Origin of the sequence: Brucella tritici, from assembly GCF_008932285.1 — a bacterium.
Classification (GTDB): domain Bacteria; phylum Pseudomonadota; class Alphaproteobacteria; order Rhizobiales; family Rhizobiaceae; genus Brucella; species Brucella tritici.
Map to the genome: position 1 here is coordinate 37,809 of NZ_WBVY01000004.1, position 13,897 is coordinate 51,705.

A 13,897-nucleotide genomic window follows, 5' to 3' on the forward strand; every position below is an offset into this window, starting at 1 on the left:
ATTTGGAGGAGTGTCCCGGGGCTGCGGCCAATTGTCCATTCGGGCCTTTGCCAGGGACAAGCGGATTGAAGGATGAGGCCATTTGAATTATCTGAATTTCAGTAATTTCTGAAAATTCAGAATTTACGGGAGAGAGAATTTTGGAATTGTCGCCAATCGTTCAGTCGTTCGTGCTCCACTTCGGAGAAATGGGCAGCCGTTGGGGCATCAACCGCACCGTGGGTCAGATATATGCGCTGCTTTATATATCGCCTGAGCCTCTATGCGCCGACCAGATCGTCGATGCTCTCGGTGTATCGCGTTCGAACGTATCCATGGGCATTCGCGAGTTGCAGGGCTGGAATCTGGTGCTTCTGAAGCACATTCCAGGTGATCGTCGCGATTTTTTCACGACGCCCGATGATGTGTGGCAGATCCTGCGCACGCTCGCCGAAGAGCGCAAGAAGCGCGAGATCGATCCCACGCTTACCGTTCTGCGCGAAATCCTGATGGAGCAGCCGAAAGGCGAAAGCGATCTTTATGCGCAGGATCGCATGAAGGACATGTACGGCCTGATCGAAAGGCTGACCAACTGGTACGACGACGTCAAGCGGCTCGATACCGACCGTTTGACCAGTCTTCTGGCGCTTGGCGCCAAGGTGACCCGCTTCCTTGAAACCACGGACAGGATCGTGGCGCTCGGACGTGGGCGAACATCGGCCAAAAAGGAGCCTAAGCGAGAGTGACATCCGTTGTCCCCCGAACGGAAACAGTGACGGCAGAAGACGGCGAAGCGGCAGGCGATCAAAAAGGTTCGCGCCGCCCGCATCGTCGTCCTGTTCCGTCCTTGCTGAAACGGGGGGCATATCTACAGGCGTTGGCAGCACTTCTGTGGCTGCCGCAAGCGGGTATTCTCGCTTATGCCATCGGGCGACTGGCCGATACAGGCTTTGATAATTCCATCTATTACAGTGCTGCAGGCATCTTCGCTCTCGGTTGCCTACGCAGTATTCTCGACAGTGCGGGCGCAGCAAAAGCTTTCGACGCTGCCCGGCAGGAACTCTCCCGGCTGCGGATCAATGCCGTTTCAGCGCTTGCGCAACGCTCACCGCTTGACGTCACGCGCCCGTCATCCGGCGAGGCGGCAAGCATTCTCGCCGAACAGGCGGAAATGGTCGTTCCCTATCTCTCGCGCTTCGTGCCGGTCCGCATCCGCGTCATGCTGGTGCCATTCGCGATACTTGCCGTCGTGCTCTGGTATTCCTGGGCCGCAGCGCTTGTCCTGATGGTGGCCGCGCCGCTGATACCGATCTTCATGGCGTTGATCGGCTGGCGTGCAAAGGCCGCCAGCGAAAAGCAATTGACGGCCCTTGGCGGCATGAATGGCTTTCTGCTCGACCGGTTGCGGGGCCTTACAACCATTCGCACTTTCCATGCCGTGGATTCTACGGCGAACCGCTTGCGCGAAAATGCCGAAACCTTGCGTTCCAAGACGATGTCTGTCTTGCGCATCGCATTTCTGTCTTCGGCGGTGCTTGAGCTTTTCGCTGCTATCGGCGTTGCCATGGTCGCGGTTTATATCGGCTTTCATCTGCTGGGCCAGCTCAACTTCGGAGCCTGGGGCCATAAGTTGACTTTGGCAGAAGGCCTTTTCGTCCTGCTTCTGTCTCCTGCATTCTTCGAACCGTTACGCGATCTTTCAGCCGTGTGGCACGATCGTGCGGCGGGTGAAGCCTCTGTCGACGCGCTGGAAAAGCTCGCTGAGCATCCGATGCCAATTGTTGGCAGGAGTGGAAGTCAAACTGCAATGGGCGATACACCCGCAGTCACTTTGCACAATATCGACTTCGGTTATGGGACAGGAACCAAGGTTCTCGATGCGTTCAATCTCGACATCGAGGCAGGCGAACACGTGGCATTGCTGGCGCCGAGTGGCTACGGCAAGTCCACCATTCTGGCGCTCATTGCAGGGTTGACGGCTCAACAAGCAGGCCGGATAGAAATCGGTGGTGTTGAACTTAGCGATGAAACCGCAACCGCGCTTCGCGCACGGATGAGCTGGATCGGCCAGAAGCCGCATATCTTTGCCGGTTCGGCCCGCCAAAACATCACGCTTGGTCGAAAAGCCGAAGCGGAAGACACAAAAGCCATCATCGATGACATGGCGCTCGGCCATGTTCTCGGCATTACCGGCAATAGCCTGATTGGCGAGAACGGTGCCGGAATCTCGGGCGGTGAAGCCCTGCGGCTGGCACTTTCCCGTGCGGCAGTTGATCCCGATGCAGATATTATTCTGGCTGATGAGCCCACCGCTCATCTGGATCAGGAAACGGCAACGATCATTGCCGACAGTCTTCTCAGGCTCGCCAAAGGCAAGACGTTGCTGGTCGCAACCCATGACGAAACCCTTGCCCGTAGAATGGATCGCATCATCCGTCTGGATGGCAGCGAAGATAAAGATCCGGTCTGGCAGAGGAGGGCAGCGGAATGAACGGTCTCCGGTCATTACAACCGATTTTGCGGCTCTTCTTTCAGACCAAGGGGACGGCACTTCTTGCCGGTATCGCGACGGCAACCGTAACTGTCCTCGCCGGTATTGCTCTTCTCGGCCTGTCAGGCTGGTTCATAACGGCAACGGCGATTGCTGGCTTGAGCATTGCGACCGCAGTTGTGTTCGACGTGTTCGCGCCCGCCGCCGGTATTCGCCTGCTTGCTATCCTGCGCACCGGTTCCCGCTATCTGGAGCGGCTTGTCACCCATGATGCAACGCTCGCAATCCTTGCGGCATTACGCGAAAAGCTGTTCCGTAGCTGGGCGCGCCCGAGTGCTGCAAACGCTTTATTGAAACGTCCGGCGCGTCTCCTGTTCCGCCTGACGGCAGACATTGATGCACTCGACTCGCTTTATCTGCGTGTGGTGGTGCCTGTCGGTGCCGCACTTGCGACAGCGCTTGTGGCCGGCATCGCGCTTGGTCTGATGAGCCCGTTATTCGGACTGCTGGTAGCGCTTGTTTTGCTCGTTGCAGGTCTTGGCATTCCGCTTTCGGCAGCTCGCCAGTCCGAAAAGTCCATGCGACAGCGCGCAAAGGGCACGGAAGCGCTGCGCGCCCGCACCGTCGATCTGGTTGCCGGGCAGACCGAGCTTCTAATGGCGGGGCGTCTGGAAGATCAGAAACTGGCCTTGGTGCGTGCAGACGGCTATGTCGCCGCTTCGGATCGCAAGCTTAATCGCATAGAGATCGTCACTGGCGCCAGTTTCGGTATCGTTCACGCAGCATTGCTTGCAGGTGGCCTCGTCGCCGTTGGATTGCTGATGCAGTCAGGAACTATCGGCGCACCCGTTGCAGCCCTCGGAATGCTTATCATCCTTGGTGCGATGGAACCTTTTTCTGCTTTGCGGCGTGGTGCGATGGAACTTGGACGCACGATACTCGCTGCAAAGCGCGTCGCCCCCCAGTTGCACGGTGATGTCGAATTGGGGGTGCCCAAGAAGCCGGAGAATGGCGCGGCCGTTCACCTGAAAAACGTGTCCGTGCGTCACGATGGCGCCGACCGGGATGCCCTGAAAAGCCTCGATCTCGATATTGCAGCGGGCGAGCGTGTTGCCATTATAGGCACGAGCGGCGCCGGCAAATCAACCTTGTTCAATCTCGTCGCAGGTGAAATTCCGGCTGATCGGGGCAATGTTGCCGTGCTGCCCGCCCGTCTTCTCACGCAGCGAACAGAACTTTTTCAGGACAGTCTTCGCGACAATCTCCGGCTGGCGCGCGCTGATGCGAGCGATCAGGAACTGATGGATGCATTGCAAGCCGCTGGCCTTGGCGCATTTATCGCTGAGTTGCCTGCCGGGCTGGATGCAATGCTGGGCGAGGGCGGTCTGGGGCTTTCTGGCGGACAGGCACGCCGTCTGGCTCTGGCGCGCCTTTTCCTGACCGATGTTCCGCTCTGGCTGCTGGATGAGCCGACCGAGGGGCTGGACGCTGCAACAGCACAGGATGTTCTGGAGCGTCTCACGGTCAAGACAGGTCCACGCACCTTGCTGATCGCCACGCATATCCGCCGCGATGCGCAAATTTGTGAACGGATCATTGTTTTAAATCAAGGCGCTCTAGTTGAGTCCGTAGGTAAGAATTCGCCGCGTTTTGGCGAAATCCTTGAGACCATGAGATGAGCCGCGTGGACATGGAGAATGATTTGAAGTCCGTGTCCATATCTGGGCCGATATTTGAAATTGAAGCGGAGTGCGGGTTCTAAGAAGCCGCCGCATTCAAAATGGGGCCGCGCTGGAAGCGCTGCTCATAACACCAGGAGGGCCGGGTTACCGGCTTAAAGAGATGGAACTCGATATTGTCTCCCTGTCGCGATTGCAGTTTGCAATCACGGCACTTTATCACTTCCTCTTCGTACCTCTGACCTTGGGTCTTTCCGTGCTGCTTGCCATCATGGAAACCGTTTATGTGATGACGGGGCGACTCATCTGGCGGCAGATGACGAAATTTTGGGGTACGCTTTTTGGCATCAACTTTGTCATGGGCGTTGCAACGGGGATCGTGATGGAATTCCAGTTCGGCATGAACTGGAGTTATTACAGCCACTATGTCGGCGACATCTTCGGCGCACCGCTCGCCATCGAAGGTCTGATGGCATTCTTCCTTGAAGCGACCTTTGTGGGCCTGTTCTTTTTCGGCTGGGATCGCCTGTCGAAAGTCGGGCACCTGATGGCAACCTATGCGGTTGCGGCCGGCTCGAACTTCTCCGCATTGTGGATTCTGATCGCCAATGGCTGGATGCAAAATCCGGTCGGGTCGGCGTTCAATCCCGAAACCATGCGCATGGAGATCACCGATTTCTTCGCGGTGCTGATGAACCCGGTTGCACAGGCCAAGTTCGTTCATACGGTTTCCGCCGGTTATGTCACGGCATCCATTTTCGTTCTTGGTGTTTCAGCCTGGTATCTGCTCAAGGGTCGTTCAGTAGAACTCGCCAAACGTTCCCTGACTATCGCTGCATCCTTCGGTCTGGCCGCCTCGCTGTCCGTCGTCGTCCTTGGCGATGAAAGCGGTTATCTGGCCAATGAACACCAGAAGATGAAGATCGCAGCCATTGAAGCCATGTGGGAAACCGAGCCTGCTCCGGCTTCGTTCACCGTATTCGGCTTTCCGGATCAGGCGGCGCGTGAAACCCATTTCGCGGTGCATATTCCATGGGTCATGGGCCTGATCGGTACGCGCTCTCTCACGACGCCTATCCAGGGCATCAATGATCTGGTCCAGAGCGCGGAAAACCATATCCGCAACGGTATCGTCGCCTATGACGCCTTGCAGAAAATCCGCGCGGCTGGCGATACGAACGCCGTTCCGCAGGAAGTCAAGGACGTCTTTGCCGATAACAGCCAGTGGATGGGCTATGCGCTTCTGCTGAAGCGTTATGTCGACGATCCGCGTCAGGCAACCGACGCGCAGATCACGCAGGCCGCCAACGACACCGTTCCCGGCGTTCTGCCCCTGTTCTGGGCTTTCCGCATCATGGTCGGCATCGGCTTCTTTCTGATCCTGCTGACGGGCACATTCTTCGTGCTGTCGGCGCGTCGTAAACTCGACCGTTACCCGTTCCTGTTGCGGATCGCCGTATTTGCGATACCGCTGCCATGGATCGCGGCCGAAATGGGCTGGATCGTTGCAGAGTTCGGTCGCCAGCCATGGGTCATCGAAGGCATATTGCCGACGGCAGTTGGGGTTTCCAATCTCGGAGCATCCACAGTGCTGCTGACCATACTTGGTTTCGTGGCGATCTACACGGTTCTCTTCATCATCGAGATGGGCCTGATGATACGCGCCATCAAGGCTGGACCTGAACCCGACAGCAAGCCGGAAGCAATTCTCGCACCGGCCAGCATTGCACCTGCGGAGTAAGGATCATGATACTCAGCGATTTGTTGGACTATGAAACCCTGCGCCTTATCTGGTGGGTGCTGCTCGGTGTATTGCTGATCGGCTTTGCCGCGATGGACGGGTTCGACCTCGGTGTCGATATACTCATGCCAGTCATCGGCAAGACAGATGTCGAACGGCGCATCATCATCAACACGATTGGCCCAGTCTGGGAAGGCAATCAGGTGTGGCTGATCCTCGGGGGCGGCGCGATTTTCGCCGCCTGGCCACCGCTCTATGCAGTGTCCTTCTCGGGCTTCTATCTGGCGATGTTTATCATCCTGTTCGCGCTCATCCTGCGCCCGGTCGGGTTCAAATATCGTTCCAAGCGTGACAGTGAGGCCTGGAGGAGAGGCTGGGACTGGGCGCTGTTCATCGGCGGTTTCGTTCCCGCCCTCATTTTCGGTGTTGCAGTCGGCAATGTCTTGCAAGGTGTTCCGTTCCGCCTCGCCGATGATCTCCAGATTTTCTATGAGGGCTCGTTCTTTGGTCTGCTCAATCCGTTTGCGCTGCTTTGCGGCGTGCTTTCGGTGACTATGCTCAGCATGCACGGCGCCTCGTGGCTTGTGTTGAAAACGACCGGTGCTGTTCAGGCGCGTGCGCGGTCCTATGGCAGCATTGCAGCTCTTCTGACTGTCGTGCTCTATGTTCTGGCTGGCGTCATCAGCTGGTTCTGGGTTTCGGGCTACCGGATCACGAGCGCCATCGTGACCGATGGGCCGTCCAATCCGCTGCGCAAGACCGTCGAACTGGATCACGGTGCGTGGTTCGCCAACTATGCAAACTATCCGATCCTGCTGATCGCTCCGGCGCTTGGCATTTTGGGAGCGCTTGCGGTCTTCATAGCATTGCGTAGCCGTCGTGAGCTGGCACCGCTGCTGTTCGGAAAACTGTCGATCTTCGGCATTATTTCCTCGGTCGGCGTGTCGATGTTCCCGTTCATTCTGCCATCGTCGCTCGATCCGCGTTCAAGCCTGACGGTATGGGATTCGTCTTCCAGCCATATGACGCTGTTCATCATGCTGGTCGTGACGCTCATCTTCCTGCCGTTGATCGTCCTCTACACGTCCTGGGTCTACAAGGTTCTGTGGGGCAAGGTCGACAAGGACATGATCGAAGACGAAAGCAATCACGCTTACTAGAGCGCTTTTCAATCTGATTACATCAGATCAGCGCTCTGTAAGTTTCATTTTAACGCGCATCTTATCCGAAAACCGTTTCACACTTTCGGGATGCGCTTGAACCAACCGAGAAAGGAAAGCGATATGTGGTATTTTTCCTGGTTGTTGGGGCTTCCGCTTGCTGCGGCTTTCGCCGTGCTCAACGCCATGTGGTACGAACTGATGGACGATCGGGCGCGCAAGCGTCTTGTGGCCGATCCGACAGCGGATCTGGCCCGTGAAGGCAAGAAACATCATTAGAGCGCATTTCGATCTGATTGCTTCAGATCGGCGCTCTAACGTCCTCTATTTCAAGCATAATCTTATCGATCCTCATTTCACTCCGGTAGGATTATGCTTCGATATGAAATAAAAACGGCCCGGAAACGGGCCGCTTTCTTTGGTAGAGGTCGATCAAGGTTGCGGTATGGTCAGTTCTGCTACGAAATCATAGGCATCGCCGCGATAAAGCGATTTTGTAAACTCCACCACCCGACCGGACGGCAAATAGGACAGTCGCTCGATGGACAGACCTGCATCGCCCTCCTTGACGCCCAGAATGCGTGCATCGGGGTCCTTGATGTTGCAGGCCGCTATGCGCTGGACCGCGCGCACAGGACGAAATCCGGTACGGCTCAGTTCGGCGTAGAGCGAACCCTTCACCGCATCCGGATCGGGCAGGATTTCGCTTGAAAGACTTGCCCGTTCAATGGCCAGCGGCATGTCGCTTGCAATACGCAGACGACCGAGGCGGGCAACGCGCGTCTCTGAAGAAACACCCAGCTTCATCATCTCTTCGGGCGAGGGGTAATAGAGGCCGCGCTCCAGCCACCGGGATTGCGTGGTGATGCCGCGGCGCGCCATATCCTCGGTGAACGAGGTCAGCATCGAGAGCGACTGCTGCACGCGCTCGCTTGGGCGTACGACGAACGTGCCCGAACCGTGACGGCGCACGAGAAGCCCGGCCTTGACGAGATCGTCCACGGCCTTGCGCACCGTCACACGGCTGATATTGGCATATTCAGCAATGTCGCGCTCCGGCGGCAGGGCTTCGCCATCAACCAGTTGCCCGGCGCGGATTGCAGCCTCCAGTGATTGACGCAGCTGCATATAGAGCGGCCCGCCGGAGGATGGCGCAGAACCCTGCAGGTTCTTGGGCAGGAAAGCGCTGAAATTTCCGCTCATTCGCGCGCCTTTCCGCTTTGCGGCCCATATCGCTTGAGGGCTAGCTGCAGCGCGCCTGTCAAAGCATCCGCCGCAGGTTTGACCAGGAGCTTCTGCTGGTGTGGCGGCAGCCATTCCACATAAAGCGGTGCCATGCCACCCAGCAGACTGATGCGTTCAGCGCCCTGTTTGATCAGCACGTCGAGCGTTTCGCTGACATAGGCAGCGGAGCGCTCCAGCAACATTCGCGCAGTTTCGTCGCCCTCGCTCGCATACTGGAAAATACGCGGAGCATATTTGCCGAAGTCGCCCGGCTTCGCAGTCCAGGCAAATTCGACCAGATTATCCGGATTGTTGTCGAACTCGTTCAAAAGATCCGTCGTCAGGCGTGTGCGCGTATGAATGCCATCATGCACGAGCAGGCTTTCCTGTAGCAGGCTTTGGCCGAGCCTTGCACCGCTGCCAAGGTCGCTCAAGGGAAAGCCCCATCCGCCGACCGAATGGATGCGGCCGTTCCGGCGCGTGATATAGGCCGTGCCGGTGCCGAGAATAGCAACGATCCCGTCCTGATCGCCTAGCGCGCCTTGCAGGGCGATCACACCATCAAATTCCACATTGGAGTGCGCGAAGGGCAGGCCGCGTTCTATCGGGGTGCCTGCACCCTCGACATTACCGCCTGCCAGACCGAGAACCGCGTGACTGGTAGCATAATGCGCCTTGTCCAGCCCGGCATCGTCAAAGGCGTTGTCGATCGCCGCGATCACATTAATCAGCGCCGTCTGCGGATCGGTGACGATATTGGCAGAGCCGCTGCGCCCCGAACCCAGAATCGCACCATCGCTATCCGCCACCAAGACGCGGCATCCCGTGCCGCCGCCATCAACGCCAATGAAGAATTCAGTCATGAAGATACCTCCGACCTGAAGATACCAAAAAAATACCATTAACCAAGCAGATTTGTCGGCTTGTGAAAAAATTGATTAATTCGTTGATAAAATTTGAGAAAAATGACCGTTTTAAATTTTTCTGCGCGAAAGTTGTAAACTTCTCTGGACAATTGGTACGTTTTTGGCATTAATTTCAGCAGAAGGGGAGCGCAATGCCGCTGAGGGCGAGGATCACGCGGATTTGGGATGGAGATCACCGGCGGGGGCCGGTACTTTTCCCGCAACGCGAGGAGCGATCGTACCGAAACGGTCTGGCGTACTTTCGCCTCTTTTGCGCATCCGCGCTCTAAAAACGGGAGAAGGTCAAATGGTTCGTAATACGTTGAAACTCATGCTGCTGGGTTCCACGCTTCTGGCGTCGGGATCGGCTGCGCTTGCCGAAGACGTCACGCTGACGGTTGAAAGCTGGCGTAACGACGATCTGCAAATCTGGCAGGAAAAGATCATTCCGGCTTTTGAAGCCAAGAATCCTGGCATCAAGATCAATTTCGCACCGAGCGCGCCGACCGAATACAACGCGGCCCTCAATGCCAAGCTCGACGCCGGTTCAGGCGGCGACCTGATTTCCTGCCGTCCGTTCGACACCTCGCTGGAGTTGTTCAACAAGGGCAAACTTTCCGATCTTACCGACCTCGAAGGTATGAAGAACTTCTCCGACGTCGCCAAGTCCGCCTGGACCACCGACGACGGCTCGAAGACCTTCTGCGTACCGATGGCTTCGGTTATTCATGGCTTCATCTACAATCAGGAAGCTTTCGACAAGCTGGGGCTCAAGGTTCCGGCCACGGAAGCTGAATTCTTCGACGTTCTGGAGAAGATCAAGGCTGACGGTAACTACATCCCGATGGCCATGGGCACGAAGGATATGTGGGAAGCCGCGACCATGGGCTACCAGAATATCGGACCGACCTACTGGAAGGGCGAAGAAGGCCGCAAGGCTCTGATCGCAGGCACCGAAAAGCTCACCGATCCGCAGTGGGTTGAGCCGTTCAAGGTTCTCGCCAAGTGGAAGGATTATCTGGGCGACGGTTTCGAAGCACAGACCTATCCGGACAGCCAGAACCTGTTCACGCTTGGCCGCGCCGCCATCTATCCGGCTGGCTCGTGGGAAATCGGCCTGTTCAACACGCAGGCGCAGTTCAAGATGGGGGCCTTCCCGCCGCCGGTCAAGAATGCAGGCGATACCTGCTACATCTCCGACCACAACGATATCGGTCTCGGCCTCAATGCTTCGAGCAAGCACGCAGAACAGGCAAAGGTTTTCCTGAACTGGGTGTCTTCGCCTGAATTCGCTGAAATTTACGCCAATGCGCTGCCGGGCTTCTTCAGCCTGAACTCGACGGCTGTGAAGATGAGCGATCCGTTGGCGCAGGAATTCGTTTCCTGGCGCGAAAAGTGCAAGCCGACCATTCGTTCGACCTACCAGATCCTCTCGCGTGGCACGCCGAACCTCGAAAATGAAACCTGGGTTCAGTCGGCCAACGTCATCAACGGCACTGTGACGCCGGAAGATGCCGCGAAGAAGCTGCAGGAAGGTCTGGACAGCTGGTACAAGCCTGCGAAGTAAAAACGCGGGATAATATGGGCGGCGATCGCGGGGGCGCGCCGCCCATATCTTTTCATCTGTCGCATCGACATGCTGTTTTGCAATCGGTGTATTCCGTGTCAGTTTAAAAGTGACGCGCGCGGGCAGAGACGGGAAACAGGATTTCCGACTTGCACGCATTCTCGTGAGTGAGAACTGCTAACCATTGGTTTTACGCATTTCCGAACGCAAGCGGTTGATACCTTTGCTGGAAATGCTCTTGAAGAGCGAATGCCTATATGAGCCAATCTGCCGACATGACAGGTATTGTGCACAAGCGCCCGCGGCGTTGGCATATACTTGTATTTCTTCTGCCCTGTGTCCTGATCTATACGGCGGTAATGGTGCTGCCATTGATCGAGACCCTTCGGCAGGCATTCTTCAATGTCGTCGACGGACAGCGCGCTTTTGTGGGGTTCGCGAATTTCCAGGCGCTTTTCGGTGATCCGAACTGGTCGCGCGATTTCTGGAATGCGTTGAAAAACAACGTTATATTCTTTTGCATTCACATGCTTGTTCAAAACCCGATCGGAATTTTGCTGGCAGCCATGCTGTCACTGCCGAAGCTGCGTTTTGCTGCCTTTTATCGCACGGCGATCTTCCTTCCCACGCTACTGTCTTTCGTGATCGTCGGCTTCATCTGGAAACTGATCCTGTCCCCGATCTGGGGCGTGGCACCGTGGATGATGGACCTTGTCGGTCTCAAATGGCTGTTCGGCCCGTGGCTCGGCAAGGCGGATACCGCCCTTGTCACCGTGTCGCTCGTCTCGGTCTGGCAGTTCGTTGGCATTCCGATGATGCTGATCTATGCAGCCCTTCTGAACATTCCCGATGAAATCATCGAAGCGGCCGAATGTGACGGCATTACCGGCTGGAGCCAGTTCTTCAAGATCAAGCTGCCGCTGATCCTGCCATCCATCGGCCTGATCTCGGTGATGACCTTCGTTGCCAACTTCAACGCGTTCGACCTCGTTTATTCGATGCAGGGCGCGCTGGCCGGACCGGACAAATCGACTGATATTCTGGGCACGTTCCTTTATCGCACTTTCTTCGGCTTCCAGCTGCAGCTTGGCAATCCGTCCATGGGCGCAACCATCGCCGCCGTGATGTTCCTCATCATTCTGGCAGGTGTGTCGCTCTATCTGTTCGGCATCCAGCGCCGCATGCGCCGCTACCAGTTCTGAAGGACGAGACCATGTCGAAAGCACGTACATCGCCCATTCGCACCACTCTCGTCCATGCGGCCCTGATCTTCTACATGCTGATTGCCGTATTTCCGGTGGCGCTTACGCTGATCAACTCGTTCAAGGACCGCAATGCGATTTTCCGCACGCCGTTGCAGTTTCCGACGCCGGAAAGCTTCAGCCTCATCGGTTATGAAACGGTTCTGAAGCAGGGTTCCTTCCTGACTTACTTTCAGAACAGTGCCGTCGTGACGGTAGTGAGCATCTTCCTTGTGATCCTGTTTGGTGCGATGGCAGCCTTTGCGCTCGCCGAATACCGCTTCAAGGGCAACACGCTGATGGGCCTTTATCTCGCCATCGGCATCATGATCCCGATCCGGCTCGGCACGGTTGCGCTGCTGCAGGGCATGGTGGCCGCCGGTCTGGTCAACACGCTGACGGCGCTGATCCTCGTTTATACCGCGCAGGGCCTGCCGCTTGCGATCTTCATCCTGTCGGAGTTCATGCGAACCGTGTCCGATGATTTGAAAAATGCCGGGCGAATAGACGGCATGTCGGAATATGCGATCTTCTTCAAGCTGGTGCTGCCGCTGATCCGGCCTGCCATGGCCACGGTCGCCGTCTTCACCATGATCCCGATCTGGAACGATCTCTGGTTCCCGCTGATCCTTGCGCCAAGTGAAGCCACCAAGACGGTGACGCTCGGTTCGCAGCTCTTCATCGGTCAGTTCGTCACCAACTGGAATGCGGTTCTGTCGGCCCTTTCGCTGGCGATGTTCCCGATCCTCGTCCTTTATGTCATCTTCTCGCGGCAGTTGATCCGCGGCATCACCGCGGGGGCTGTAAAATGAGTTCTGCAATGCAAAATCCTGTTCGTGTTCTTTCCGCCGGTCTCGGCAATATGGGCCGCAGCCACGCGCTCGCCTATCACCGCAATCCGGGCTTCGAGGTCATCGGCCTTGTCAATCGCACCAGGGTTGCCGTGCCCGATGAACTGGCAGGCTATGAAATCCATCCTTCCTTCCATGAAGCATTGAAGGAACTGAAACCTGATCTCGCCTGTGTCGCCACCTATTCGGAAAGCCATGCGGATTATGCCGTCGCGGCGCTTGAGCAGGGCGCGCATGTGTTCGTGGAAAAGCCGCTGGCAACGACGGTTGAGGATGCGCGCCGTGTGATCGATTGCGCACGGGCCAACGGCCGCAAGCTCGTGATCGGTTATATCCTGCGCCATCATCCGTCATGGATGCGGCTTATTTCCGAAGCGCGCCAGCTCGGTGGACCTTATGTTTTCCGCATGAACCTCAACCAGCAATCCAGCGGCCCAACCTGGGAAACGCACAAGAACCTGATGAACACCACGTCGCCTATCGTCGATTGCGGTGTGCATTATGTGGACGTCATGTGCCAGATCACCGACGCCAAGCCGGTTGAAGTGCGCGGCATGGGCTTGCGCCTTTCCGACGAGATCAAGCCGGATATGTATAATTACGGCCATCTTCAGGTGCTGTTCGATGACGGTACGGTCGGCTGGTACGAGGCAGGCTGGGGACCGATGATGTCGGAAACAGCCTTCTTCGTGAAGGATGTCATCTCGCCGAATGGTTGCGTCTCGATTGTGATGAACGAGGCCGTGACCAAGTCCGACGATGTGGACGCGCATACCAAGACCTCGACAATCCGTGTTCATCGCGCAGAACGCGGGGCGGACGGCAAGTTCCTGAAACCGGATACGGACCTCTCCATGGCTGATGAGCCCGGACATCAGGAATTGTGTGAACGCGAGCAGGCTTACATGCTGAAGGCCATTCGCGAGAATATCGATCTCGACCGGCATATGGATGACGCGCTGCAATCGCTGCGCATCTGCCTTGCGGCGGATGAAAGCGTGCGCTCGGGCCAGCCTGTCAAACTGTAAGCCGGTAGAAATTAGAGCGGTTCCAGTTAAA

Annotated in this window: 12 protein-coding genes; 10 read left to right on the top strand and 2 right to left on the bottom strand. The window is 56.9% G+C overall.

Translation table 11 applies throughout. From position 1 onward, the window contains the following. Positions 1–140 precede the first annotated feature (140 nt). The 6 genes from F9K94_RS14595 to cydX all read left to right on the top strand — a co-directional run bounded on the left by F9K94_RS14595 (position 141) and on the right by cydX (position 7,329). Positions 141–725: a GbsR/MarR family transcriptional regulator gene (locus tag F9K94_RS14595; protein ID WP_192799317.1), complete on the top strand. Its 585-nt coding sequence runs from the start codon at positions 141–143 to the stop codon at positions 723–725. Then, positions 722–2,470 carry a thiol reductant ABC exporter subunit CydD gene (gene cydD / locus F9K94_RS14600; RefSeq protein WP_151646486.1) on the top strand — a complete coding sequence of 583 codons (1,749 nt, stop codon included), beginning with the start codon at positions 722–724 and terminating at the stop codon, positions 2,468–2,470. The genes F9K94_RS14595 and cydD overlap by 4 nt, the downstream gene beginning before the upstream one ends. After that, positions 2,467–4,149, top strand: coding sequence for a thiol reductant ABC exporter subunit CydC (cydC, locus tag F9K94_RS14605; RefSeq protein ID WP_151646488.1), 1,683 nt, complete (start codon positions 2,467–2,469; stop codon positions 4,147–4,149). The genes cydD and cydC overlap by 4 nt, the downstream gene beginning before the upstream one ends. Positions 4,150–4,312: 163 nt before the next feature. Then, positions 4,313–5,890, top strand: coding sequence for a cytochrome ubiquinol oxidase subunit I (locus F9K94_RS14610; RefSeq protein WP_061345283.1), 1,578 nt, complete (start codon positions 4,313–4,315; stop codon positions 5,888–5,890). A 5-nt stretch (positions 5,891–5,895) separates the two neighbouring features. Continuing rightward, positions 5,896–7,050 (top strand): cytochrome d ubiquinol oxidase subunit II, encoded by a 1,155-nt coding sequence (cydB, locus tag F9K94_RS14615; protein WP_151646490.1) that lies wholly within the window; start codon positions 5,896–5,898, stop codon positions 7,048–7,050. 123 nt (positions 7,051–7,173) lie between these two features. Next, the gene (cydX, locus tag F9K94_RS14620; RefSeq protein ID WP_061345285.1) at positions 7,174–7,329 is read left to right on the top strand and encodes a cytochrome bd-I oxidase subunit CydX; all 156 of its coding nucleotides are present in this window, start codon (positions 7,174–7,176) and stop codon (positions 7,327–7,329) included. A gap of 153 nt (positions 7,330–7,482) precedes the next feature. Here cydX and F9K94_RS14625 read toward each other — a convergent pair whose 3' ends face one another. Further along, positions 7,483–8,253, bottom strand: a complete 771-nt coding sequence (locus F9K94_RS14625; RefSeq protein WP_061345286.1) for a GntR family transcriptional regulator — start codon at positions 8,251–8,253, stop codon at positions 7,483–7,485. Continuing rightward, entirely contained in the window at positions 8,250–9,137 is an 888-nt protein-coding gene (locus F9K94_RS14630; RefSeq protein WP_151646493.1) for an N-acetylglucosamine kinase, read from the bottom strand. Before F9K94_RS14630 ends, F9K94_RS14625 begins: the two co-directional genes overlap by 4 nt. 349 nt (positions 9,138–9,486) lie before the next feature. Here F9K94_RS14630 and F9K94_RS14640 point away from each other — a divergent pair, with 349 nt between their 5' ends. The 4 genes from F9K94_RS14640 (at position 9,487) to F9K94_RS14655 (ending at position 13,866) form a co-directional block, all read left to right on the top strand. Beyond that, positions 9,487–10,746: an ABC transporter substrate-binding protein gene (locus tag F9K94_RS14640; protein WP_061345288.1), complete on the top strand. Its 1,260-nt coding sequence runs from the start codon at positions 9,487–9,489 to the stop codon at positions 10,744–10,746. 257 nt (positions 10,747–11,003) lie between these two features. Then, entirely contained in the window at positions 11,004–11,948 is a 945-nt protein-coding gene (locus F9K94_RS14645) for a carbohydrate ABC transporter permease (RefSeq protein WP_010658745.1), read from the top strand. 11 nt (positions 11,949–11,959) lie between these two features. Next, positions 11,960–12,799 carry a carbohydrate ABC transporter permease gene (locus F9K94_RS14650; protein ID WP_151646495.1) on the top strand — a complete coding sequence of 280 codons (840 nt, stop codon included), beginning with the start codon at positions 11,960–11,962 and terminating at the stop codon, positions 12,797–12,799. After that, positions 12,796–13,866 carry a Gfo/Idh/MocA family protein gene (locus tag F9K94_RS14655; protein WP_151646497.1) on the top strand — a complete coding sequence of 357 codons (1,071 nt, stop codon included), beginning with the start codon at positions 12,796–12,798 and terminating at the stop codon, positions 13,864–13,866. Before F9K94_RS14650 ends, F9K94_RS14655 begins: the two co-directional genes overlap by 4 nt. The last annotated feature ends 31 nt before the right edge of the window (positions 13,867–13,897 follow it).

Coding starts and splice junctions, on each gene's coding strand:
- cydC (WP_151646488.1), top strand. CDS start 2,467: ATGAACGGTCTCCGGTCATTACAACCGATTTTGCGGCTCTTCTTTCAG.
- F9K94_RS14610 (WP_061345283.1), top strand. CDS start 4,313: ATGGAACTCGATATTGTCTCCCTGTCGCGATTGCAGTTTGCAATCACG.
- cydB (WP_151646490.1), top strand. CDS start 5,896: ATGATACTCAGCGATTTGTTGGACTATGAAACCCTGCGCCTTATCTGG.
- cydX (WP_061345285.1), top strand. CDS start 7,174: ATGTGGTATTTTTCCTGGTTGTTGGGGCTTCCGCTTGCTGCGGCTTTC.
- F9K94_RS14625 (WP_061345286.1), bottom strand. CDS start 8,253: ATGAGCGGAAATTTCAGCGCTTTCCTGCCCAAGAACCTGCAGGGTTCT.
- F9K94_RS14630 (WP_151646493.1), bottom strand. CDS start 9,137: ATGACTGAATTCTTCATTGGCGTTGATGGCGGCGGCACGGGATGCCGC.
- F9K94_RS14640 (WP_061345288.1), top strand. CDS start 9,487: ATGGTTCGTAATACGTTGAAACTCATGCTGCTGGGTTCCACGCTTCTG.
- F9K94_RS14645 (WP_010658745.1), top strand. CDS start 11,004: ATGAGCCAATCTGCCGACATGACAGGTATTGTGCACAAGCGCCCGCGG.
- F9K94_RS14650 (WP_151646495.1), top strand. CDS start 11,960: ATGTCGAAAGCACGTACATCGCCCATTCGCACCACTCTCGTCCATGCG.
- F9K94_RS14655 (WP_151646497.1), top strand. CDS start 12,796: ATGAGTTCTGCAATGCAAAATCCTGTTCGTGTTCTTTCCGCCGGTCTC.